Origin of the sequence: Aeromonas sp. MR19 (assembly GCF_963899305.1) — a bacterium.
GTDB lineage: Bacteria > Pseudomonadota > Gammaproteobacteria > Enterobacterales > Aeromonadaceae > Aeromonas > Aeromonas bestiarum.
In genome coordinates this window covers 87,769-108,268 of sequence record NZ_CAWQWZ010000021.1, presented here as the reverse complement: position 1 = coordinate 108,268, position 20,500 = coordinate 87,769, and the positions used below count along the sequence as shown (strand labels likewise).

Sequence of the window (20,500 nt, the reverse complement as noted above, 5' to 3'; positions counted from 1 at the left end):
CGGGGCTTTAGGGGTTATGCCGAGGTTCGGCAATTCAACTGGAGCAGGTTCAACTCTCGCAAGGCCACCGAGAACTTGGCGAACTCGTGGGTGCTCGTGGTCTTGAAGTCGGCCAACATATGGGTCCAACGGGACAAGAGTTGCTCATGCTCCGAAATCCAGTCGGCCAGTATGGTAGCGCATTCTCCCTGCTCTTTGCACCCTTCCAGTACCACAGATGTGAGGCTGCGCTGCTGCCAGTCCAGATCTTCGCGGAAGGAGGCCCGTGCCATCGCCTGCCAGTGGTTGCCCACCGGCTGATGGTTGATCTGATCGAGGAACCAGTGCAGATCCAGCTTGGCGCCGAGGCGATAGTAGACATTGGCGGCGCGCACTATGTCGGTCTTGTGCTCCGCGGCAATCTGCGCCAGATCCAGACTGGAGAAGAGGCTGCTCATGTGGGCCACCTGACGGGCGATGGCATCCGGCACCTGCTTGGCCACCAGCGCAGCCACTGCCTGCTGGTGCTCGGCCACCTCGCTCTCGTCCATCACCTCGTAGAGGTGGGTCCCCAGGGTCTCGAACGCCGGGCGGAAGAAGGCGATGTTCTCAGCTATGCTCCAGCTGCGATTGCGGGCACGCAGGAACCAGCGGGTGGCACGGCGCACTATGCGGCGGCTGTAGAACATCAGCTCGAGCTGGGTCTCTGCACCCACCAGATTGTCGCACCCTTCGATGTCGCGCCACAGGGCCCCCAGGCCAAACACCTCGCGGGCCATGGCGAAGCAGCAGGCCACTTCGGCCACGGAGGCACCTGTCTCGTCCTTCATCCGGCTGGCGAAGTTGAGCCCCATGTCGTTGACCAGCATGTTGGCCACCCGGGTCGCGATGATCTCGCCACGCAGCGGATGCTGGGCAAGCTGGGCACCGAACTGCTGCTGCAGCTTGGCCGGGAAGCTGGTGACCAGCATGTTGGCCAGGAAGGGCTCCTCGGTGATCTCCGGGCAGTTGAGCTGCTCCTTGAGCACCATCTTGCCGTAAGCCACCAGCACCGCCAGCTCGGGACGGGTCAAGCCCTGCCCTGCCGCCATCCGCTCGGACAGCTCCTCATCGGAGGGCAGGAACTCCAGCCCCCGATCCAGCTTGCCTTCGCGCTCCAGCCCCTGAATGAAGCGTTGCTGCTCCTTGAGCTGCTCGGTACCACGGAAACTGGTGACCGAGATGGACTGGGACTGACGGTAGGCGTTGGTGATGACGATCTGCGCCACGTCGTCCGTCATCTCGTACAGCATCTGGTTGCGCTGCTTGAGGGTCAGATCGCCGGCAGCCACCAGCTGGTTCAACAGGATCTTGATGTTGACCTCGTTGTCGGAGCAATCCACCCCGCCCACGTTGTCGGTGAAGTCGGTGTTGATGCGACCGCCTTGACTGGCGTACTCCACCCGGCCGAGCTGGGTAAAGCCCAGGTTGCCACCCTCACCGACGATATGGGCACGCAGATCACGACCATTGACCCGCAGCACGTCGTTGCTGCGATCCCCCACTTCGGCATCGCTCTCGCGGGAGCTCTTCACATAGGTGCCGATACCGCCGTTCCACAGCAGGTCCACATTCAGGCAGAGCAGCGCCTTGATCAGTTCGTTCGGCGCCATGCTGGCCTTGTCGGTACCGAGCAGGGTCTGGATCTGCGGGCTCAGCTTGATGGACTTGGCCGAGCGCAGGAAGATGCCGCCCCCTGCCGAGATGAGGTCGCGGTTGTAGTCATCCCAGCTGGAACCCGGCAACTCGAACAGCCGCTTGCGCTCGACGAAACTCTTGGCCGCATGGGGCGTCGGGTCGATGAAGATGTGCATGTGGTTGAAGGCGCCCACCAGCTGGGTGTGCTCGGAGAGCAGCATGCCGTTGCCGAACACGTCGCCCGCCATGTCACCTATGCCCACGCAGGTGAAATCTGTGGTCTGGCAGTTGATGCCGATCTCGCGGAAGTGGCGCTTGACCGACTCCCAGGCGCCGCGCGCCGTGATGCCCATCTTCTTGTGGTCATAACCGACCGAGCCACCGGAGGCGAACGCATCGCCGAGCCAATGGCCATATTCCTGGCTTATCTCGTTGGCGATGTCGGAGAAGGTCGCCGTGCCCTTGTCGGCCGCCACCACCAGGTAGTAGTCATCCTCGTCGTGGCGTACCACGGATTTGGGCGGGATCACCTCTCCCTGGATGATGTTGTCGGTCACATCGAGCAGACCGCGGATGAACAGGCGATAGCAGGCCTTGCCCTCCTCTTGAATGACGGCGCGGGCCGCCCCCACCGGCATCTGCTTGCAGTAGAAGCCACCCTTGGCCCCCACCGGCACTATCACTGTGTTCTTCACCTGCTGCGCCTTGACCAGACCCAGCACCTCGGTGCGGAAATCTTCCTTGCGATCGGACCAGCGCAGACCGCCACGGGCCACCTTGCCCCAGCGCAGATGCACCCCTTCCACCCGCGGCGAGTAGACGAAGATCTCGAACTTGGGCAGCGGCAGCGGCATGTCGGTGATGCTGGAGGGCGCCAGCTTGAAGGAGACGTAAGGCTTGACCTGACCCTCCTTGTCCAGCTGGTAGTAGTTGGTGCGCAGGGTGGCGTCGATCATCTCCACGTAGCGGCGGATGATGCGATCGTCGTCCAGGTTCGCTACCTGATCCAGCTTGGCGGCGAGCTGCTCGTGCAGCTTGGCCTGTACCTTGGCATCTTGTTTGCCAGCCGGGTCGAGGCGCTGCTCGAACAGGGTGAACAGCAGCTGGGCGATATCGGGATAACGGGTGAGCGTCTCCTCTATGTAAGACTGGCTGAAGGAGACGCCGGTCTGGCGCATGTACTTGGCGTAGGCACGCAGCACCGAGACCTGACGGCCGGTGAGGCTGGCACCCAGTACCAGACGGTTGAAGCCGTCATCCTCCAACTCCCGGTTCCAGACGGCCGCAAACGCCTGCTGGAAGCGCTGCTGGCTCTGTTCCAGATCAAACGGCTGATCGCCACGCAGCAGCATGGAGAAGTCGAGGATCCAGAACACATCCCCCGAGGGGGTACGGACCTGATACGGGGTCTCGCCTATCACCCGCAGCCCCATGTTTTCCAGCATGGGCAGCACATCTGAGAGGTGAATGGGTTCGGTACGGTGGAACAGCTTGAGGCGGACCCGGCGATCGTTCTCCTCCTCCTGGGCACGGTAGAACAGCATGCCAAGGGGATGGGTTTCGCTCAGATTGTCCAGCTCCATGATGTCGGCCACGGCGGAGCCCGGCAGCACATCTTCCTTGTAGGCACGGGGGAAGGCGGTGCTGAAACGACGGCGCAGGGCATTGCCACGGGCCTCGCCATAGTGCGTCAGCAGCACTGAGTCGAGCCGGTCGTCCCAGCTGCGGGCCGCTTCAATCAGGTTGTTCTGTACTTCGTTCACGTCCACATCCACGTTGTTATTGTTGACCCGCACTATGTAATGGGTCCGCGCCAGCACGCCTTCGGAGAAGTAGACGTTGAACTCCACCTCTTCGCTGCTGCCGAAATATTTCTGCAGTATCTGCTGGGTCTTGACCCGCAGCGCCGTGTTGTAGCGCTCCTTGGTGACATAGACCATGCAGGAGAAGAAACGACCGTAGACGTCGCGGCGCACGAACAGCCGCAGCATGTCGCGCTCCTGCATCTCCAGCACGCCGAGACCCGTGGCCAGCAACTCCTCTTCGCGAGCCTGGATCAGCTCGTCGCGGGGATAGGTTTCCAGCACGTTGAGCAGGGCCTTATAGGCGTGGGAGCCCTTCTCATGACCGGACGAGGCCATGATGCGCTCGAGGCGATGGCTGATGAGCGGGATCTGGGTCGCACTGGTGTTGTAGATGGAGGAGGCGTAGAGACCGATGAAGCGATCCTCCCCCACTACCTTGCCATGTTCGTCGAAACGCTTGATGCCGATGTAATCCACATAAGCCGGGCGGTGGACCCGGGACTTGCTGTTGGACTTGGTGAGGATCAGCAGGTCGGAGCTCAGGGCCGCATGACGGGCACTGGCCGGCATATTGCCAAGGCGCTGCCCCTCATCCTTGATGGAGTTCTTCATCAACCCCAGGCTGGAGTCCGGCAGCGGCAGGATTTCGTGATCCCCCTCCACCGCCTTGACGTCGTAGCGGCGATAGCCCATCAGGGTGAAGTTGTGGGCGGCTACCCACTTGAGGAAGGCGACACAGGAGGCGACCTCCTCCTTGCTGACCGGGTTCTTGCGCTTGGGCAGCTCGTCGATGATCTCGTTCAGACGGCCCAGCATGGGCTGCCAGTCACCCACCGCCAGCGCCACTTCACCGGCGACCGAGTGGAGCTCGGCGGCCAGCGCCTCCATCTGGTCGTCACCGGTCAGGTGATCGATCTCGATGAGGAAGGCGGTTTCGACCGAGGTCTGCCCGGCCGTGTTGTCGAGATCCAAAATGGCGCGGATCTTGCCTTCGTTGCCGCGAATGAGGTGCAGCGGCTGATGCAGCATCATGTGGGCCGTGATGTTGAGACGCTTGAGCGTCATGCGGATGGAGTCCACCAGGAAGGGAGAATCCTGCAGTATGATCTCGACTATGGTGTGGGGAGACTGCCAGCCATGGCGGGTCAGCTCGGGATTATAGACCCGGATGTAGGGCTCCGTGCTGGTACGCTGGTTGAGCGCATTCCACAGGCTGAGCGCGGCGCCGTAGAGATCGCTGTCATTGCGATCATGCAGATCTGTGCTGGCCATGTTGCCGTAGAACTTGGCAACGAAGCACTCGACCAGGGAGGCACTCTTCTTGGGCAACTTCTGATGGATCAGGCTGAGAACGTTTTCGAGCAGAACTGAGGTAGGGGCGTCTTTCAATGCCATTGCTATATTCCTTATCGGACGACATTAACCACCGACGGAAAGACATCCACCCTGGATGCCCACCGGTACAGAGTTGCTGCGAAGTGTAATGTCTTGGATCAAGGAAGGCGAGCAAAGGTGCTAACGAGATGTTAAAAACAAGGGACAGATCACGGCTTGAGCTGTGAAAAATTTTGCCAATTTGGCAAAAAACAGAAAATCCCACTGGATGATTGCGGATTTACCGGATAGATAGTGACTGAAAGCAGATAATTACTCGGGATCCTGTTCAGATTTTGTTAATTTATGCGTTCCAGGCTGATAAAGCGATAATCGTCCTGGGTTTTCAGCCGGAAATAGCCGTATACACCATTGATAGCGACAAATGGCCGGATTTTTTCCAAGGCCAGCTCTATGGTCAGGCCCTGCTCGGTACGCACCACAAGCCGTCTGGCATGGCCCTGATACATCAGCATGATCTCGTCGCTGTTGAGCGACAGCCGGAAAGTAAACTGCTTCACTGTGACTCCTGATAAAGGCAGCTTGTGGACGTCCCCACAAAGGTAACGCCGGTGCCTTGACCTCGCGCTCGATAAAACAGGGCAGGAGAGCCGGCTCCCCTGCCCTGCACCACTCTTAATTACTGCTGCAACGCCTTGCTTATCTTCTCGAACAGATCCCGCGCCAGCCCGTCCAGGTTGAACAGCCGGAGCAGCTCTGCGCGGATCAGCGCCTTGCGCGCCTCATCCAGTCGCTTGAACTGGATCAGCGGCGTGATGAGGCGAGAAGCCACCTGAGGATTGACCTCGTTGAGCTCGATCAGCAGATCGGTCAGGAAGCGGTAACCACTGCCGTCGACGGCGTGGAACTGCACCTGGTTGTTCATGGCAAAACTGGCTACCAGGGCGCGCAGCCGGTTTGGGTTGCGAATGCTGAAGGTGGGGTGGGCCATCGCCTGGCGCACCTCGACCAGCACATCGCTCGCCGGCTTGGCGCCGACCAGCCGCAGCCAGTTGTCCAGCACCAGTCCATCCCTGGCCCACTTGCCTTCGAAGTCCGCCAGCAGGGCGGCCCGGCATGGCAGCAAATAGCCGTTGGCCACCTGCAGCGCCGCCAGGGTGTCGGTCATATTGTCGGCTCCCTGATACTGTTCCCGCACCAGGGCATCGGCATGCTCGGCATTCAGTGCCGCCAGATAACCCAGCACCACCCCTTTGAGGGCCCGCTTGGCCATGTCGGCATGAACCACCTGATAACCTTGCAAGCGCAGGCTCTCGTAAGTGGCCGTCAGCCGGGCACCGAACGCCTGCGCCAGCGAGGCATGAATGATATCCCGCACCTGGTGGATGGCATCGATATCGGCCACCTCGAACAGCTCGGCCAGGGTAGCCTCCCCCGGCAGCGCCAGGATCTCCGCCTTGAGGGCAGGATCGAGTGCTGCATCGTCCAGAATGGCGACAAAGGCCGCCAGCAGGGTCTGGGAAAGCTCAACCCCCTGCCCGTGCTGGACCCGTGCCACGCCGTCGATCACCGCCTTGTTGATCAGCATCTGGGCGGCATCCCAACGGGCGAACTCGTTGCGCGCAAAGCGCATCAGGAAGGCCAGCGCCTCCTCGCTGTAGTCATAGTGCAGCTTGACCGGTGCCGAGAAGTCCCGCAGCAGGGAGGGCACCGGCTTGACCGCCACCCGATCGAACACGAAGGTCTGCTGTGCTTCCAGCACATCGAGCACGTTGCCGATCGGCTTGCCCTGATATTGAAGCGCGATGGCGGCGCCGTTCTCGTCATACAACTCGATGTCGAGGGGAATATGCAGCGGCAGCTTCTGGGGCTGATCCTGGGTCGGCGGCGTGTGCTGACTCACGTGCAGGCGATAGACGCCGCTGGCGGCATCGTACTCATCGGTCACAGTGAGCTCGGGGGTGCCGGACTGGCTGTACCAGCGGCGGAAGCGGCCGAGATCCACGCCAGAGGCATCTTCCATCGCCTGCACGAAGTCGTCACAGGTGACGGCCTGACCGTCAAAGCGCTCGAAGTAGAGCTTCATCCCGGCTTGGAAGGCGGTCTCACCCAACAGGGTATGCAGCATGCGGATCACTTCCGAGCCCTTCTCGTAAACAGTCAGGGTATAGAAGTTGTTCATCTCTATCACCACATCCGGACGGATCGGGTGTGCCATGGGGCCGGCGTCTTCGGCAAACTGCGGGCCGCGCACGGTACGCACGTTGTTGATGCGGTTGACCCCGCGCGAACCCAGATCGGAGGAGAACTCCTGATCCCGGAACACGGTCAGCCCCTCTTTCAGGCTGAGCTGGAACCAGTCGCGGCAGGTGACGCGGTTGCCGGTCCAGTTGTGGAAGTATTCGTGGCCGATCACCCGCTCGATGCCGTGGTAGTCGCCGTCAGTGGCGGTAGCCGGATTGGCCAGCACGAACTTGGAGTTGAAGATGTTGAGCCCCTTGTTCTCCATGGCGCCCATGTTGAAGAAGTCCACCGCTACGATCATATAGATGTCGAGGTCGTACTCGAGGCCGAAGCGCTGCTCATCCCAGCGCATGGAGTTGACGAGGCTCTCCATGGCAAAGCCGGCGCGATCCAGATTGCCCTTGTCGACGAAGATCTCGAGCGCTACCTTGCGGCCGCTCCTGGTGGTGTAGTGGCTGCGCTCCACGTCGAAGTCCCCGGCCACCAGCGCAAACAGGTAGCTGGGCTTGGGGAAGGGGTCCTGCCACTGCACGAAGTGGCGGCCGCCATCCAGCTCGCCGCTGTCGACCTTGTTGCCGTTGGAGAGCAGGAAAGGGAACTGGGATTTATCGGCTGTGATGCGGGTGCTGTAACGGGCCAGAATGTCGGGCCTGTCCAGGTAATAGGTGATGCGGCGAAAACCCTCGGCTTCGCACTGGGTGCAATAGGCATCCCCGGACTTGTAGAGCCCCTCCAGCGCCGTGTTGGCGGCAGGATCCAGCAGGGTGACAACGGTCAGCACGCACTCGGCCGGCAGGTTGAACAGGGTCAGGCTGTTCTCCCCCTGCTCGTACTGGGCAAAAGGCACGCCATCCACGCTGACGCTGTGCAGGGAGAGCCCTTCTCCATCCAGCACCAAGGGTTCATTGTGCTCGCCATTGCGCCGCAGACGGGAGATGGCGGTGACCTGGGTCAGCGGCTCCTGCAGTTGAAAATCGAGATCGATGCTGTCGATCCAGTAGAGCGGAGCCTGATAATCCTGGCGATATTTGGCCGTCATGGCCTGGGAGTGATCGGTCATTATTGTTTGCTTCCACGCTTGTAATTGACGTGTCAGAGGCTGTCACAACCGGTTGGCAGGGTCAAATAGTTTGCATTCAGCCAAAAGAAAGGGCGACCTGAGTCGCCCTTGTATGCATGTTGTTCGTCAACCAGGGTCAGCCCTGTTTGCTGAGTCTGGCCAGATCCGCCGTGATGTTGGCAGCCTCGACCAGATACTCATCGGGGGCTTCAAAATCAGCGGGCAGTTCATCCAGACTCTTCACCGCCGGCTTGCCAAGGCGAGCCAGACGCTCGTTGGTGCGCGCCAGCGCCTTCTCGTCCTGTTTGGCCTGATCAGCCAGACGCTCCGCCTCGTTGAGGGAGACCGACTTCTTGTCCTTCTCCTCCTTGTAGTCGGCGATGTCCTGCATCACATAGGCAAACTCCGGATCCTTGTTGATCCGTGCCTCGTGGGCCGACTGCAGCTTGGGCAACAGGCTGGCAAAGTTGCCGAGCTTGTCGTACTTGGCCGAGGCTATCTTGTCCCAGGGCAGCGCGTTGAACTCACGGCTCTCACCCGTCTCTTCCGGGGCGACCGCAGTGGGGAAGCCGATGTCGGGTGCAACCCCCTTGTTCTGGGTGCTGCCACCGTTGATCCGGTAGAACTTGGCGATGGTGTACTGCACGTGACCCAGCGGCTGCTCGTAGAAGTCATAGACCTTGGCGAGGCTGCGATGCTGTTGCACAGTGCCCTTGCCGAACGAGTTCTCACCCAGGATCAGGGCGCGACCATAGTCCTGCATGGCGGCGGCAAAGATCTCGGAGGCCGAGGCGCTGTAGCGGTCGATCATCACCGACATGGGGCCGCCGTAGTAGACGTTGCCATCATCATCGCCATTGACCGTGATACGGCCCATGTGATCACGAATTTGCACCACGGGACCACTGGCGAAGAAGAGGCCGCTCAGGGCAGAGGCTTCGGTCAGCGCACCGCCACCGTTGCCGCGCAGATCGACGATCAGGCCTTCGATCTTCTGCTTGTTGAGGCTGGAGAGCTCCTTGATCACGTCGTCGTGCAGATTGACGTAAAAACTCGGGATCTCGAGCACCCCAATCTTCTTGCCTTCAGCGTTGATCACCTTGGACTTGGCGGCTCTGTCTTCCAGGCGCACCTTGTCGCGGGTCAGCTCGATCTGCTCGGTCTTGGCGGTGGCGCCCTTGCCGCGCTGGATCTCCAGCTTCACCTTGCTGCCTTTTGGCCCCTTGATGAGTTCGACCACGTCATCGAGACGCCAGCCGATCACATCGACAATCTTGCCGTCGTCCTGCCCTACCCCGGTGATCTTGTCATCGGGCTTGAGGTGATTGGACTTGGCGGCCGGGCCACCCGGCACCAGGGAACGAATAACGGTGAAGTCATCTTCTGCCTGCAACACGGCACCTATGCCTTCCAGCGAGAGGTTCATCTCGGTGTTGAAGCGATCGGCGCTGCGCGGGGAGAGATAACTGGTGTGCGGTTCGATGGCGCGGGCGAAGGAGTTCATGAAGAGCTGGAACACGTCCTCGCTCTCGGTCTGGGACATCCGCTTGATGGCGTTGTTGTAACGCTTGCCAAGCAGCTCCTTGATCTCGGGCCACTCCTTGCCGCTGAGCTTGAGGCTCAGGGCATCGAACTTGACCCGCTGACGCCACAACTCGTTGAGTTCTGCTTCGTCTTTGGGCCAAGCCGCCCCTTCCCGATCAAAGATGTAATTGTCGGGCTGGGTAAAATCGAAAGGAGTATCGAGCAGTTTGAGGGCGTATTCGAACCGCTCATAACGCCGCTGCTGACTCAGATTGAACATCTCGTAGGCAGGTGCCAGCCGTCCTCTTTCGAGGTCGGTGTCAAAGCCGTTACGGTACTTTTCAAAGCGGCTGATATCAGAGGCCAAAAACAGGTTTCTGCTGTAGTCCAGATTCTCCAGATACTTGTCGTAAATCACGGAGGAAAAGGCATCGTCCAGCTTGAACTGCTTGTAATGCGAGCGGGTAAACAGATTGGCAATTCGCTTGCTAGCCGTAGCATGTTGGCTCTCTTGAGCCAACACAGGCAAATCACTTTCCTTGAGCACCGGCTCGATGGCCTGTGCAAGCCCGGCAAGCGCCAGGCTACAGGCAACGAGGGAAAAACGAATTACGCCATGCTTCAACATTTGTCTCCTTAGAGAACCAGATGCTCAAATTTGACCCGCAGCATCATGCCGGTCTGCAGTTGGACCTGAACGTCATCCTTGGTCACTTCCTTGATGGTCGCCGGTACAGGAGACTTGCCCAGCACGACCCGGACGCCTTGATCCACTTTCAGATTGGCAGCATCGACCTTCACCAAGGGCGCATCGGCAACGGGTGCCTTGGGTGCGGCTTTGGGCTTGTCAGATTTGGCGGCAGCGTCAGCCTTGCGCGGGGCAGGACGACGGGGCTGCTTGGCCTTCTCTTCTTTAGTATTGGTACGACGGCTGGCAAAGACCCGCTCTTTGCTCTCTTTCAGGGCTTGCTTGGCGTGCTCGATGTGCTCTTCGGTGAGCAGCTCGCCCGGGTTACCGTCCAGATCGACACGGGCCTGGCCGGCTTTGAGGCCATGCAGGTAACGCCAGCTGGAGGTGTATTGACGCAGTGCAGAGCGCAGCATGGTCTTGGAGACTCTGGCGTCGTCAGCAAGACGCTCGGCCAAATCCTGGAAGATGCCAATCTTGAGCGGCTTGGCCTCTCCTTCAGCGATGAAGCAGGCCGGGAATTTCTCGACCAGGTAGGCAACGATCTCTTTACTGTTCTTCAGCTTCTCAGTGTTTTCCATGTATAACCTTGGCTTTCATATAAACGCGCGGGCACGCCCGAGCACAACAAAGGCCCCATTATAGAGAGCTTGGGGCCTTTTGCGAACCATCAAGCAATGACTTAGAGCATGCTTTCCAAAATTTGCACCGTTTCTTCCAGCCCAATCAGGTCTTCTGCGTCAAAACGGTTAAAGATTGGACTATCGATATCCAGTACGCCAATGATCTCGCCACCACGGCGCACCGGGATCACGATTTCCGAATTGCTGGCGCCATCGCAGGCGATGTGACCTTCGAATTGGTGGACATCGTCAATGAGCTGGGTCTTGCCCTGTGCCACTGCCGTGCCACAGACCCCGCGACCGACCGGAATGCGCACGCAGGCCGGCTTGCCCTGGAACGGACCGAGCACCAGGGTATCCCCCTGCAACAGGTAGAAACCCACCCAGTTGATGTCGGCAAGCTCCAGCGCCAACAAGGCGGAGAGGTTGGCCAGGTTGGCGATGAGATCCGGTTCCCCTTCCAGCAAGGCCTGTGCCTGCTGGTTGAGACCGCGATAAAATGCTTGTTTTTCAATCATGATTAAATGAACTTCACTCCCTGATAATCTGTGCAAGGTAACGCCCTGCCTGAAAATTTCAAATCTATTTTCACCTTACCCCCCCTCCTTTTGTTCATAAAGGCAGGGATTCAACGGCTGACGGAGAGCGCCAACTGCTGGCGCTGGCCATTGCTCCACTCGATATTGAGCAGCCAGACCATCACAGCCGAGGTGCAGGAACCCACCAGAGTCGAGCCCTGCCAACCGTGCTCTGTCGGCTCGAAACTGACCGGTATGGTGCCCATGAACATGTCCCGTCCCTCCAGCCAGGCTTTCACCGGTTTGAACGCGGGATCCCCCCCCTGAAGCAGTATCACTAAGTCATGTTCGGCCCGCACCGGCAAGGAGGCGACGCTGACGGTCATCGGCTTCTCCCCCAGCAGCAGGCTGCAGGAGGTGCGGGACAGATCACAAATCTGATCTTTTTCTGCGCCCGCCACCGCCGCCTGGCCCCCGTCAAACCAGGTTCGATAGGCAACCAATCCGAGCAAAATGGCCAGGACGATCGCCAAGTGGACAATTTTGCGTGAAGTGAGTCTCTCTTTCATGAAAAAACAACCTTGTAAGATGCCTTGAAAATGACATTTTCGTGATCTCGCGCAAGGTAAATAATTGAGCAGGCGAGACCCAACGGAGCCAAATATATCACTGTTTATACTGTTATTTTACCTGTCAGTTCAGTATCATTCCCATTGAATTTTCATTTAGCTACTTTTTGCTTTTCCTTTTATTAACAGTTGTTAACAAGGGGTAAGGCAGTAGCCAATGATGTCGGTCCATGTCACTGGACAAAAAATCAAACAACAGCAGCATCGGAAGCGGAATACAACGATGAGCCATACAACTAACCATCCTGAGTACAACTACACCGTTGTTCGCCAGTTCACAGTCATGACGATTGTCTGGGGAATTGTCGGCATGTCGGTTGGCGTACTGATCGCAGCCCAGTTGATCTGGCCTGCCCTCAACTTTGATACTCCCTGGCTGACTTACAGTCGCCTTCGCCCTCTGCACACCAATGCGGTCATCTTCGCATTTGGCTGTAGCGCCCTGATGGCGACCTCCTTCTATGTGGTGCAACGCACCTGTCAAACCCGACTGTTTGGTGGCAAGCTTGCCTCCTTCGTGTTCTGGGGCTGGCAGGCGATCATCCTGTCTGCCGCCATTTCGCTGCCGCTGGGATACACCACCTCCAAAGAGTACGCAGAGCTGGAATGGCCGATCGATATCGCCATCACCATCGTCTGGGTCGCCTATGCCGTGGTCTTCTTCGGCACCCTGGTCAAACGCACCACCTCCCACATCTATGTGGCGAACTGGTTCTTCGGTGCCTTCATCATCACTGTGGCCGTGCTGCACATCGTCAACAACATGGAAGTGCCGCTCTCCGGCATGAAGTCCTACTCCATGTATTCCGGTGCCATGGATGCCATGGTGCAGTGGTGGTATGGCCACAATGCGGTAGGCTTCCTGCTGACCGCCGGCTTCCTCGGCATGATGTACTACTTCGTGCCCAAGCAGGCGGGTCGTCCGGTTTACTCCTACCGCCTCTCCATCGTCCACTTCTGGGCGCTGATCTCCCTCTATATCTGGGCCGGTCCGCACCACCTGCACTATACCGCGCTGCCTGACTGGGCCCAGTCGCTGGGCATGGTGATGTCCCTGATCCTGTTCGTCCCCTCCTGGGGTGGCATGATCAACGGCATCATGACCCTCTCCGGCGCCTGGCACAAACTGCGTTATGACCCCATCCTGCGCTTCCTGATCGTGTCCCTGTCGTTCTACGGCATGTCCACCTTCGAAGGCCCCATGATGGCGATCAAGACGGTCAACGCCCTCTCCCACTACACCGACTGGACCATAGGTCACGTCCACTCAGGCGCACTGGGCTGGGTTGCCATGGTATCCATCGGCGCCGTGTATCACCTGATCCCGAACCTGTTCGACCAGGGCCGCATGTACAGCATCCGCCTGATCAACGTGCACTTCTGGCTGGCAACTGTGGGCACAGTGCTCTACATAGTCGCCATGTGGATTTCCGGCGTGATGCAGGGTCTGATGTGGCGTGCGGTCAACGACGACGGCACCTTGACCTACAGCTTCGTGGAAGCGCTGCAGGCCTCTTATCCCTTCTACTTCGTGCGCTTCCTGGGTGGCTGCTTCTTCGTCACCGGCATGTTGCTGATGGCCTACAACGCCTATCGCACCATCACTGCGCCCAAGGGTTCCCTGGAACCTGTCGCACAGCCAGCATGATTGAAGAGGTCAAAGCATGAGCAACAATAACCGTCACGAGATCTTTGAAAAGAGCGTACCCATGCTGGTGGTCGGCATCATATTTGCCATCAGTCTGGGGGGCCTGGTCGAAATCACCCCGCTGTTCTTCCAAAAGCAAACTACCGAGCCGGTAGAGGGCCTCAAGCCCTACACCGCCCTGCAGATGGAAGGGCGCGACATCTTCATCCGCGAAGGCTGCACCGTCTGTCACAGCCAGATGATCCGTCCGTTCCGCGCCGAAACCGAGCGCTATGGCCACTACTCGGTCGCCGGTGAGAGCGTGTGGGAGCACCCCTTCCTGTGGGGCTCCAAGCGTACCGGTCCGGATCTGGCCCGTGTGGGCGGTCGCTATTCAGACGACTGGCACCGCGCTCACCTGATCAATCCGCGCGATGTGGTGCCCGAGTCCAACATGCCGGCCTTCCCCTGGCTCGACACCAATGTCCTGACCGGTGAACTGACCGGCAAGAAACTGGCGCTGTTCCGGGATCACTTCGGCGTGCCTTACAGCGACGCTGACATCCAGGGTGCAGGTGAAGCCGTCAAGGGCAAAACCGAACTGGATGCGCTGGTAGCCTATCTGCAATCACTGGGTCATGCCCTGAAATAAAGGAGTCAGGATATGGATTACGGCACATTTCGCGGCCTTTATACCCTGCTGTTGATGGCCATCATGATCGGCATCATCGTCTGGGCATACAGCAAGCGCCGCAAGGCCTCTTTCGACGAGGCTGCCAACCTGGTTTTTGCCGACGACGAGCAACCCGGTGCTGATAACAAGAACGCAGGAGCGAAACAATAATGAGCACTTTGTTTAGCATTTTTGTGACCGTCATCAGCCTGGGGACCATACTCGGCTGCTTCTTGCTGCTGGTGTGGTGCCTGCGCGACAAGATGGGAGTGGAAGAGGGCAAGTCCATGGGACACGCCTTCGACGGTATCGAAGAGATCAACAACCCGCTGCCGAAGTGGTGGACCTACATGTTCCTCTTCTTCATCGTCACCGGTCTGGTCTATCTGCTGGCCTTCCCGGGCCTGGGCAACTGGAAGGGTCTGCTGGGCTGGCAGAGTTCCAACCAGGACGTCCGCTCACTGGCCGAGTCCAAGGCTGCGGTGGCCTCCGCCAAGGCCGAAGGCCGGGCGGTGGAGTACGACCGCGAACTGGTCAAGGCTGACGAGATCTACGGCGCCAAGTTCCGCGAGCTGGCCTATCAGGCCGATGGCAAGACCTATCGCGCCATCGAAGAGATCGCCGCCGATCCGGAAGCACGCAAGGTGGGTCAGCGTCTGTTCCTGCAGAACTGCTCCCAGTGTCACGGTTCCGATGCCCGCGGCGGTCGCGGTTTCCCGAACCTGACCGACAGCGAATGGCAATGGGGCGGTCAGCCTGATCAGATCAAGACCACCATCATGGGCGGTCGTCAGGGCGTGATGGCGGCCTGGGGCGAGATCCTGGGTCAGGATGGGGTGAAAGAAGTCGCCTCCTACGTGCTGAGCCTGTCCGGTCGCAAGGTCGATCTGGTCGAGGCCAAGAAGGGCGAAGCGCGCTTCACCATCTGCGCCGCCTGTCATGGCCCGGATGCCAAGGGCGGTATCGCCTTCGGAGCACCTGACCTGACCAACAACACCTGGCTGTATGGAGGTTCCCGTCAGGTGGTCGAGCAGACCATCACCCACGGTCGTCACGGCGTCATGCCGGCCTGGAAGGATATTCTGGGTGAAGACAAGGTTCATCTGCTCGCCTCCTACGTTTATAGTTTGTCCCACAACAACAAGTAAAATAAGCAGTAACATGTGATAAGCACGTGATTACTCAGCAAAAAGCCTCGACTCTTCGAGGCTTTTTGTTATCTTGTGTTGGCTGAAAAGCCTCCATTCTGTTAATCATACGTTTCGGTAGCACTCATTATGTCCCAACCCTGGTATCGCCAATTTTGGCCCTGGTTCATCATCGCCCTCCCGGCCGCCGCCGTGATCGCCAGCATCGGCACGGCCATCATCGCCAGCAAGGATGGCGTCAATCTGGTCGCCGAGGACTATTACAAACAAGGCAAAGAGATCAATCAGGACTTGAGCAAGTTCGATCGATCCGAAGCCCTCAACATTCGCATAGCGCTGGAAGTGAATGGCAAGGAGCTGACCCTCAAGCCTCTGTCGGGAGATATCCCCCCCGGTCAGGCCCTCTACCTCTCCCTGTTCCACCCGACCCTGGCCGGCATGGACAGCGAACACATGGTGACGGCCGACGCCAGCGGCGTCTATCGTCTGCTGCTCGAAAAACCATTGAACGGGAAATGGCATATCCGGGTCGATGCCTTCAATCACGAATGGCGTCTGCAAGAGACAGTCCAGCTCCCGACCAAGGCGCCCGTCGAACTCGATCCCAAAGGACGTTAAGCCATGACAGGCGGTTTTCACCCTGGCGAGCCGGTTCCCGCCAGCACGCCCCATGCCCCGCTCGTTTACTTTACCTCCCGGGGCAAGACGCCATGAAGGCTTGTTTCCATTGTGGTGAGCAGGTTCCCGCCGGCAGTCGTTATGCGCTCGAGATCAAGGGCATAGTGCAACCCATGTGCTGCCCCGGCTGTCAGGCCGTGGCAGAAACCATCATGGAGTGCGGCCTCTCCAGTTATTACGAGCACCGCACAGCGCCCGGCATCAAGGGGGAACTGGTCCCGGAAGAGCTGGCCGCCCTCACCCACTACGATCTGGCCGAGGTGCAGCAGGATTTTGTCACCGACAGCGGCACGGGCAGCCACAGGCAGCGCGAGATCCTGCTCAGCGTGGAAGGGCTGACCTGCGCCGCCTGCGCCTGGCTCATCGAGCGTCATCTGACCGGCCTTGCCGGCCTGCACTACATCAACGTCAATACCACCACTCACCGCGCCCGCATCAAGTGGGATCCGGACCGGCTTGCCTTGAGCGACATCCTCAAGGGGTTCGCCAAGATAGGCTATCGTGCCTACCCGTTCCAGACCCACAACCAGGAAGCTATCTACGCCAAAGAAGTGCGCAGCTACATGTTCCGGCTGGCACTGGCGGGCCTGGGGTCAATGCAGGTGATGATGTGCGCAGTGGCGCTCTACATGGATCTCTTCATCAGCGTCGAGGATGAGTTCATGGTCTACTTCAAGTGGATCAGCCTCTTGCTCTCGACCCCCATCATGATCTACTCGGCCCAGCCGTTTTACGTGGGCGCCTGGCGCAGCCTGAAACAGGGCCACCTCTCCATGGACGTGTCGGTATCGCTGGCACTGATCGGCGCCTTCGTCGCCTCCATGTGGGCCACCGTCTTCAATACCGGTGAGGTCTATTACGACTCCATCACCATGTTCGTCTTCTTCCTGCTGCTGGGGCGTTTTCTGGAGTTGCGGGCCAGACGCAAGGCGTCAGAGTCCAGCTCCAACCTGGCACGGCTGGTGCCCATCATGGCCACGCGCATCGATGAAGATGGCGAACACGAGGTGGCAGCCAAGATGCTGCAGGTGGGAGACAGAATACGGGTACTGGCCGGCGCCACCTTGCCGGCCGATGGCCTCATCGTCGAGGGGCAGGCCAGCCTCAACGAATCCATGCTGACCGGCGAGCAGTTGCCGCTGCTCAAGCAGCTGGGCGACAGCGTCTATGCCGGCACCATCAACACGGACGCACCGCTCCAGATACGGGTCAGCCACCGCATCGAGGAGTCGCGCATCGCCCAGATCATGCGGCTGCAGGATCACGCGCTGGACGACAAGCCGGCCATCGCCCAGATGGCGGACGTGCTATCCCGCCACTTCATCCTGGTACTGCTGATCATTGCCGCGGCTGTGTGGACCTTCTGGCACTTCCATCAGCCGGAGCAGGCCTTCTGGGTCACCCTGGCCGTACTGGTCGCCACCTGCCCCTGCGCCCTGTCGCTGGCCACGCCGACCGCGCTCACCTCGGCCACCGCCCGCCTGACCCGATCCGGCATTCTGCTGCGCCGTGGCCATGTGCTGGACGTGCTGACCAAGGCCAACCGGATCGTGATGGACAAGACAGGCACCCTGACCACGGGCAACATCAGCCTGATCAGCACCACGGCGCTGGCCGAGCTGAGCGAGGCCCAGTGCCTCGCCATCGCCCGCGCACTGGAAGCCTACTCGGAACATCCCATCGCCCGTGCCTTTCGCAGCAAGGCGGCAGACGATGCCCTGTTGCTGTCGGCAAGCGAGGTGACCCCCGTCATAGGTCACGGCATTCAGGGCACGATCGCAGGCCGGCATTACCGCATCGGCAGCGCCCGCTGGCTGGCACTGCCCGTCGGACAGACTGCCAGCCAGGGCCTTGCCGTCTATCTGGCCGATGAGTCCAGGCTGCTGGCCCGCTTCATCCTGGCAGATACCTTGCGCCCGGATGCCAAGGCGCTGATCCAGGCCTTCAAGGCCGCCGGTCTCAAGACCACCATACTCACGGGTGACAGCTCGGCCCAGGCCGACGAGGTGGCTCGCGAACTCGGAGTGGACGAACTGGTGAAAGGGGTCACGCCGGATGGCAAGCTGGCCTATCTCAAGGAGCATGAGGCCCGCGGCGATATCAGCATCATGGTGGGGGATGGCATCAACGATGCCCCCGTGCTGGCCGGTGCCCACGCCTCCTTCGCCATGGCGGGCGGCACGGATCTGGCCAAAAACAGCGCCGATGCCATATTGCTGGCCGACGATCTCTCCCGTCTGCTGGAGGCGCGCACCCTGGCCATTCGTACCCGCAAGATCATCCAGGAGAACTTCGCCTGGTCCATCGGCTACAACCTGCTGGTGCTGCCGCTGGCGGCCAGTGGCTGGTTGCCACCCTATGTGGCGGCGGCGGGCATGTCTCTGAGTTCCCTCATAGTCGTCACCAACTCCATGCGACTGAATCGCTGAGCCATGGCCGCATATACGCGCACGATAAAGGGAGCACACGTTTGCCGGGCTCCCCGCCCCACAGAATCGCCGGGCTCCTGACCACCAACGGGTGTACCATGACCACTCTCATTGCAAGGCTTGCACCATGAACATCATCTTCGTCCTGATCCCCATCGCCATCCTGTTTGTCATCATCGCCGGCGCCGTCTTCTTCTGGGCCATTCGCTCCGAGCAGTTTGAAGATCTCGACCGCCAGGGCTCCAATATCCTGTTCGATGAAGACAAACCCGCCCAGAAACCCAGCGAGCATACCTCCGATGACCGCCAGCCTTGATCTGGTCGGTGCCCTGCTGGTGGGGCTCGCGGGCTCAGGCCACTGCATCGGCATGTGTGGCGGCGTCTCGGCCGCCCTCTCCATGGCCATTCCCCCCGAGAAGCAGCACTTCTGGGGCCGGCTCGGTTATCTGCTCAACTACAACCTGGGCCGGATCCTCAGCTACGTGGTAGCCGGTGCTCTGGTGGGGGGCCTGCTGGCCACCACCAGCGAGCTGGGCGCAGGCAAGCACGCCATCGCCGGCTTGCGGTTGGTGGCGGCGCTCTTGATGATAGCGCTCGGTCTCTACCTCGCCGGCTGGTGGCAGGGCATATTGCTGCTCGAGCGCATCGGCGCCCGACTCTGGCCCCGCATCAAGCCGCTGGCGGGCAAGTTTCTCCCCTTCACCTCGGCCTGGCAGGCCCTCCCCTTTGGCATGGTGTGGGGCTGGCTGCCCTGCGGTCTGGTTTACTCCATGCTGACCTGGAGTGCGGCGGCAGGTTCCGCCGGTGGCGGTGCGCTCATCATGCTCAGTTTCGGCATAGGGACCCTGCCGACACTGTTTGCACTGGGAGGACTGGCAGACCGCCTGCGTTACTGGCTGACCCTGCGCAGTTTGCGCCAGGGCGGGGCTGTTTTGCTCATCGCGTATGGGCTTCATACTCTCTGGATCGGGATAGCGTCCTTTTGAAACCCTATCCAAAACGGATGAGTTGATGGTAAACTTGTTTGATATAAATCAATTATTCGTATGAGCCTATGATCCCGGAAAAGAAACCTGGCAGACGTATTCAGAGCGGTGGCTGTGCAATTCATTGCCAGGATTGCAGCATCAGCCAGCTCTGCATTCCCTTCACCCTGAACGACAGCGAACTCGATCAGCTCGACAGCATCATCGAGCGAAAGAAGCCGATCCAGAAGGGTGAGGAGCTGTTCAAAGCCGGCGATGAGCTGAAATCGCTCTACGCGATCCGTTCCGGGACCATCAAGTCATACACCATCACGGAACAAGGGGATGAGCAGATCACTGCCTTCCACCTCGCCGGTGATCTGGTTGGTTTCGATGCCATTCACAAACAAGCACACCCCTCCTTCGCCCAGGCGTTGGAAACGGCCATGGTGTGCGAGATCCCGTTCGACGTGCTCGACGATCTCTCCGGCAAGATGCCCAAGCTGCGCCAGCAGATCATGCGACTCATGAGCAACGAAATCATGGGCGATCAGGAAATGATACTGCTGCTCTCCAAGAAGAATGCCGAAGAGCGCCTCGCCGCCTTCCTGCACAATCTGTCGGTGCGTTTCTCCGAGCGCGGCTTCTCCGCCAAGGAGTTCCGCCTCTCCATGACCCGCGGTGACATCGGCAACTACCTCGGCCTCACCGTCGAGACCATCAGCCGCCTGCTTGGCCGCTTCCAGAAGTCCGAGCTCATCAGCGTCAAGGGCAAGTACATCACAGTGCTGGATCATGTGGCCCTCGGCGTCATGGCTGGCGCGACCCGTCCTCCCTGCGGTTAATCCTCCTCTGTTGCCGGATCGGTTTACACTGAAATTTGATCCGGCACACGTCT

16 protein-coding genes are annotated in these 20,500 nt (G+C 59.7%); 9 read left to right on the top strand and 7 right to left on the bottom strand.

Going from position 1 to position 20,500, the window contains the following annotated elements:
* Window positions 1–14 precede the first annotated feature (14 nt).
* The 7 genes from AACQ95_RS13255 to AACQ95_RS13225 form a co-directional block, all read right to left on the bottom strand.
* Window positions 15–4,856, bottom strand: coding sequence for an NAD-glutamate dehydrogenase (locus AACQ95_RS13255; RefSeq protein ID WP_241278718.1), 4,842 nt, complete (start codon window positions 4,854–4,856; stop codon window positions 15–17).
* A 278-nt stretch (window positions 4,857–5,134) separates the two neighbouring features.
* Window positions 5,135–5,356: a DUF2835 family protein gene (locus AACQ95_RS13250; RefSeq protein ID WP_043555777.1), complete on the bottom strand. Its 222-nt coding sequence runs from the start codon at window positions 5,354–5,356 to the stop codon at window positions 5,135–5,137.
* A 119-nt stretch (window positions 5,357–5,475) separates the two neighbouring features.
* Window positions 5,476–8,100 carry an aminopeptidase N gene (pepN, locus tag AACQ95_RS13245; protein ID WP_241278717.1) on the bottom strand — a complete coding sequence of 875 codons (2,625 nt, stop codon included), beginning with the start codon at window positions 8,098–8,100 and terminating at the stop codon, window positions 5,476–5,478.
* 136 nt (window positions 8,101–8,236) lie between these two features.
* A complete protein-coding gene (gene prc / locus AACQ95_RS13240; RefSeq protein ID WP_042866428.1) occupies window positions 8,237–10,252 on the bottom strand; it encodes a carboxy terminal-processing peptidase in 2,016 nt (671 codons plus the stop codon).
* 8 nt (window positions 10,253–10,260) lie between these two features.
* The gene (gene proQ, locus AACQ95_RS13235) at window positions 10,261–10,893 is read right to left on the bottom strand and encodes an RNA chaperone ProQ (protein ID WP_043135353.1); all 633 of its coding nucleotides are present in this window, start codon (window positions 10,891–10,893) and stop codon (window positions 10,261–10,263) included.
* 101 nt (window positions 10,894–10,994) lie between these two features.
* Entirely contained in the window at window positions 10,995–11,453 is a 459-nt protein-coding gene (locus tag AACQ95_RS13230; RefSeq protein WP_043135354.1) for a GAF domain-containing protein, read from the bottom strand.
* 110 nt (window positions 11,454–11,563) lie between these two features.
* The gene (locus AACQ95_RS13225; protein ID WP_043135356.1) at window positions 11,564–12,022 is read right to left on the bottom strand and encodes a hypothetical protein; all 459 of its coding nucleotides are present in this window, start codon (window positions 12,020–12,022) and stop codon (window positions 11,564–11,566) included.
* A gap of 283 nt (window positions 12,023–12,305) precedes the next feature.
* Between AACQ95_RS13225 and ccoN the strand changes: the two genes are divergently transcribed.
* The 9 genes from ccoN to AACQ95_RS13180 all read left to right on the top strand — a co-directional run bounded on the left by ccoN (window position 12,306) and on the right by AACQ95_RS13180 (window position 20,447).
* A complete protein-coding gene (gene ccoN, locus AACQ95_RS13220) occupies window positions 12,306–13,730 on the top strand; it encodes a cytochrome-c oxidase, cbb3-type subunit I (RefSeq protein WP_043135357.1) in 1,425 nt (474 codons plus the stop codon).
* A 16-nt stretch (window positions 13,731–13,746) separates the two neighbouring features.
* The gene (gene ccoO, locus AACQ95_RS13215; RefSeq protein WP_042866433.1) at window positions 13,747–14,361 is read left to right on the top strand and encodes a cytochrome-c oxidase, cbb3-type subunit II; all 615 of its coding nucleotides are present in this window, start codon (window positions 13,747–13,749) and stop codon (window positions 14,359–14,361) included.
* Between the two features lie 12 nt (window positions 14,362–14,373).
* Window positions 14,374–14,553 (top strand): CcoQ/FixQ family Cbb3-type cytochrome c oxidase assembly chaperone, encoded by a 180-nt coding sequence (locus AACQ95_RS13210; protein WP_005315611.1) that lies wholly within the window; start codon window positions 14,374–14,376, stop codon window positions 14,551–14,553.
* Window positions 14,553–15,530 (top strand): cytochrome-c oxidase, cbb3-type subunit III, encoded by a 978-nt coding sequence (gene ccoP / locus AACQ95_RS13205; RefSeq protein WP_043135358.1) that lies wholly within the window; start codon window positions 14,553–14,555, stop codon window positions 15,528–15,530. The genes AACQ95_RS13210 and ccoP overlap by 1 nt, the downstream gene beginning before the upstream one ends.
* Window positions 15,531–15,659: 129 nt before the next feature.
* Entirely contained in the window at window positions 15,660–16,148 is a 489-nt protein-coding gene (locus AACQ95_RS13200; RefSeq protein ID WP_241278716.1) for a FixH family protein, read from the top strand.
* 92 nt (window positions 16,149–16,240) lie between these two features.
* Window positions 16,241–18,637: a heavy metal translocating P-type ATPase gene (locus tag AACQ95_RS13195; RefSeq protein ID WP_098984027.1), complete on the top strand. Its 2,397-nt coding sequence runs from the start codon at window positions 16,241–16,243 to the stop codon at window positions 18,635–18,637.
* A gap of 127 nt (window positions 18,638–18,764) precedes the next feature.
* A complete protein-coding gene (gene ccoS, locus AACQ95_RS13190) occupies window positions 18,765–18,953 on the top strand; it encodes a cbb3-type cytochrome oxidase assembly protein CcoS (protein WP_043135361.1) in 189 nt (62 codons plus the stop codon).
* The gene (locus tag AACQ95_RS13185) at window positions 18,937–19,623 is read left to right on the top strand and encodes a sulfite exporter TauE/SafE family protein (protein ID WP_043555785.1); all 687 of its coding nucleotides are present in this window, start codon (window positions 18,937–18,939) and stop codon (window positions 19,621–19,623) included. Before ccoS ends, AACQ95_RS13185 begins: the two co-directional genes overlap by 17 nt.
* Before the next feature lie 68 nt (window positions 19,624–19,691).
* Window positions 19,692–20,447: an FNR family transcription factor gene (locus AACQ95_RS13180; RefSeq protein WP_042866440.1), complete on the top strand. Its 756-nt coding sequence runs from the start codon at window positions 19,692–19,694 to the stop codon at window positions 20,445–20,447.
* Window positions 20,448–20,500: the final 53 nt, after the last annotated feature.

What these genes read in the sequence shown, in the direction of transcription:
- AACQ95_RS13180 (WP_042866440.1), top strand. Translation starts at nt 19,692, where the DNA reads ATGATCCCGGAAAAGAAACCTGGCAGACGTATTCAGAGCGGTGGCTGT.
- ccoO (WP_042866433.1), top strand. Translation starts at nt 13,747, where the DNA reads ATGAGCAACAATAACCGTCACGAGATCTTTGAAAAGAGCGTACCCATG.
- AACQ95_RS13230 (WP_043135354.1), bottom strand. Translation starts at nt 11,453, where the DNA reads ATGATTGAAAAACAAGCATTTTATCGCGGTCTCAACCAGCAGGCACAG.
- AACQ95_RS13185 (WP_043555785.1), top strand. Translation starts at nt 18,937, where the DNA reads ATGACCGCCAGCCTTGATCTGGTCGGTGCCCTGCTGGTGGGGCTCGCG.
- ccoN (WP_043135357.1), top strand. Translation starts at nt 12,306, where the DNA reads ATGAGCCATACAACTAACCATCCTGAGTACAACTACACCGTTGTTCGC.
- prc (WP_042866428.1), bottom strand. Translation starts at nt 10,252, where the DNA reads ATGTTGAAGCATGGCGTAATTCGTTTTTCCCTCGTTGCCTGTAGCCTG.
- AACQ95_RS13210 (WP_005315611.1), top strand. Translation starts at nt 14,374, where the DNA reads ATGGATTACGGCACATTTCGCGGCCTTTATACCCTGCTGTTGATGGCC.
- AACQ95_RS13225 (WP_043135356.1), bottom strand. Translation starts at nt 12,022, where the DNA reads ATGAAAGAGAGACTCACTTCACGCAAAATTGTCCACTTGGCGATCGTC.
- ccoP (WP_043135358.1), top strand. Translation starts at nt 14,553, where the DNA reads ATGAGCACTTTGTTTAGCATTTTTGTGACCGTCATCAGCCTGGGGACC.
- ccoS (WP_043135361.1), top strand. Translation starts at nt 18,765, where the DNA reads ATGAACATCATCTTCGTCCTGATCCCCATCGCCATCCTGTTTGTCATC.
- pepN (WP_241278717.1), bottom strand. Translation starts at nt 8,100, where the DNA reads ATGACCGATCACTCCCAGGCCATGACGGCCAAATATCGCCAGGATTAT.
- proQ (WP_043135353.1), bottom strand. Translation starts at nt 10,893, where the DNA reads ATGGAAAACACTGAGAAGCTGAAGAACAGTAAAGAGATCGTTGCCTAC.
- AACQ95_RS13195 (WP_098984027.1), top strand. Translation starts at nt 16,241, where the DNA reads ATGAAGGCTTGTTTCCATTGTGGTGAGCAGGTTCCCGCCGGCAGTCGT.
- AACQ95_RS13255 (WP_241278718.1), bottom strand. Translation starts at nt 4,856, where the DNA reads ATGGCATTGAAAGACGCCCCTACCTCAGTTCTGCTCGAAAACGTTCTC.
- AACQ95_RS13200 (WP_241278716.1), top strand. Translation starts at nt 15,660, where the DNA reads ATGTCCCAACCCTGGTATCGCCAATTTTGGCCCTGGTTCATCATCGCC.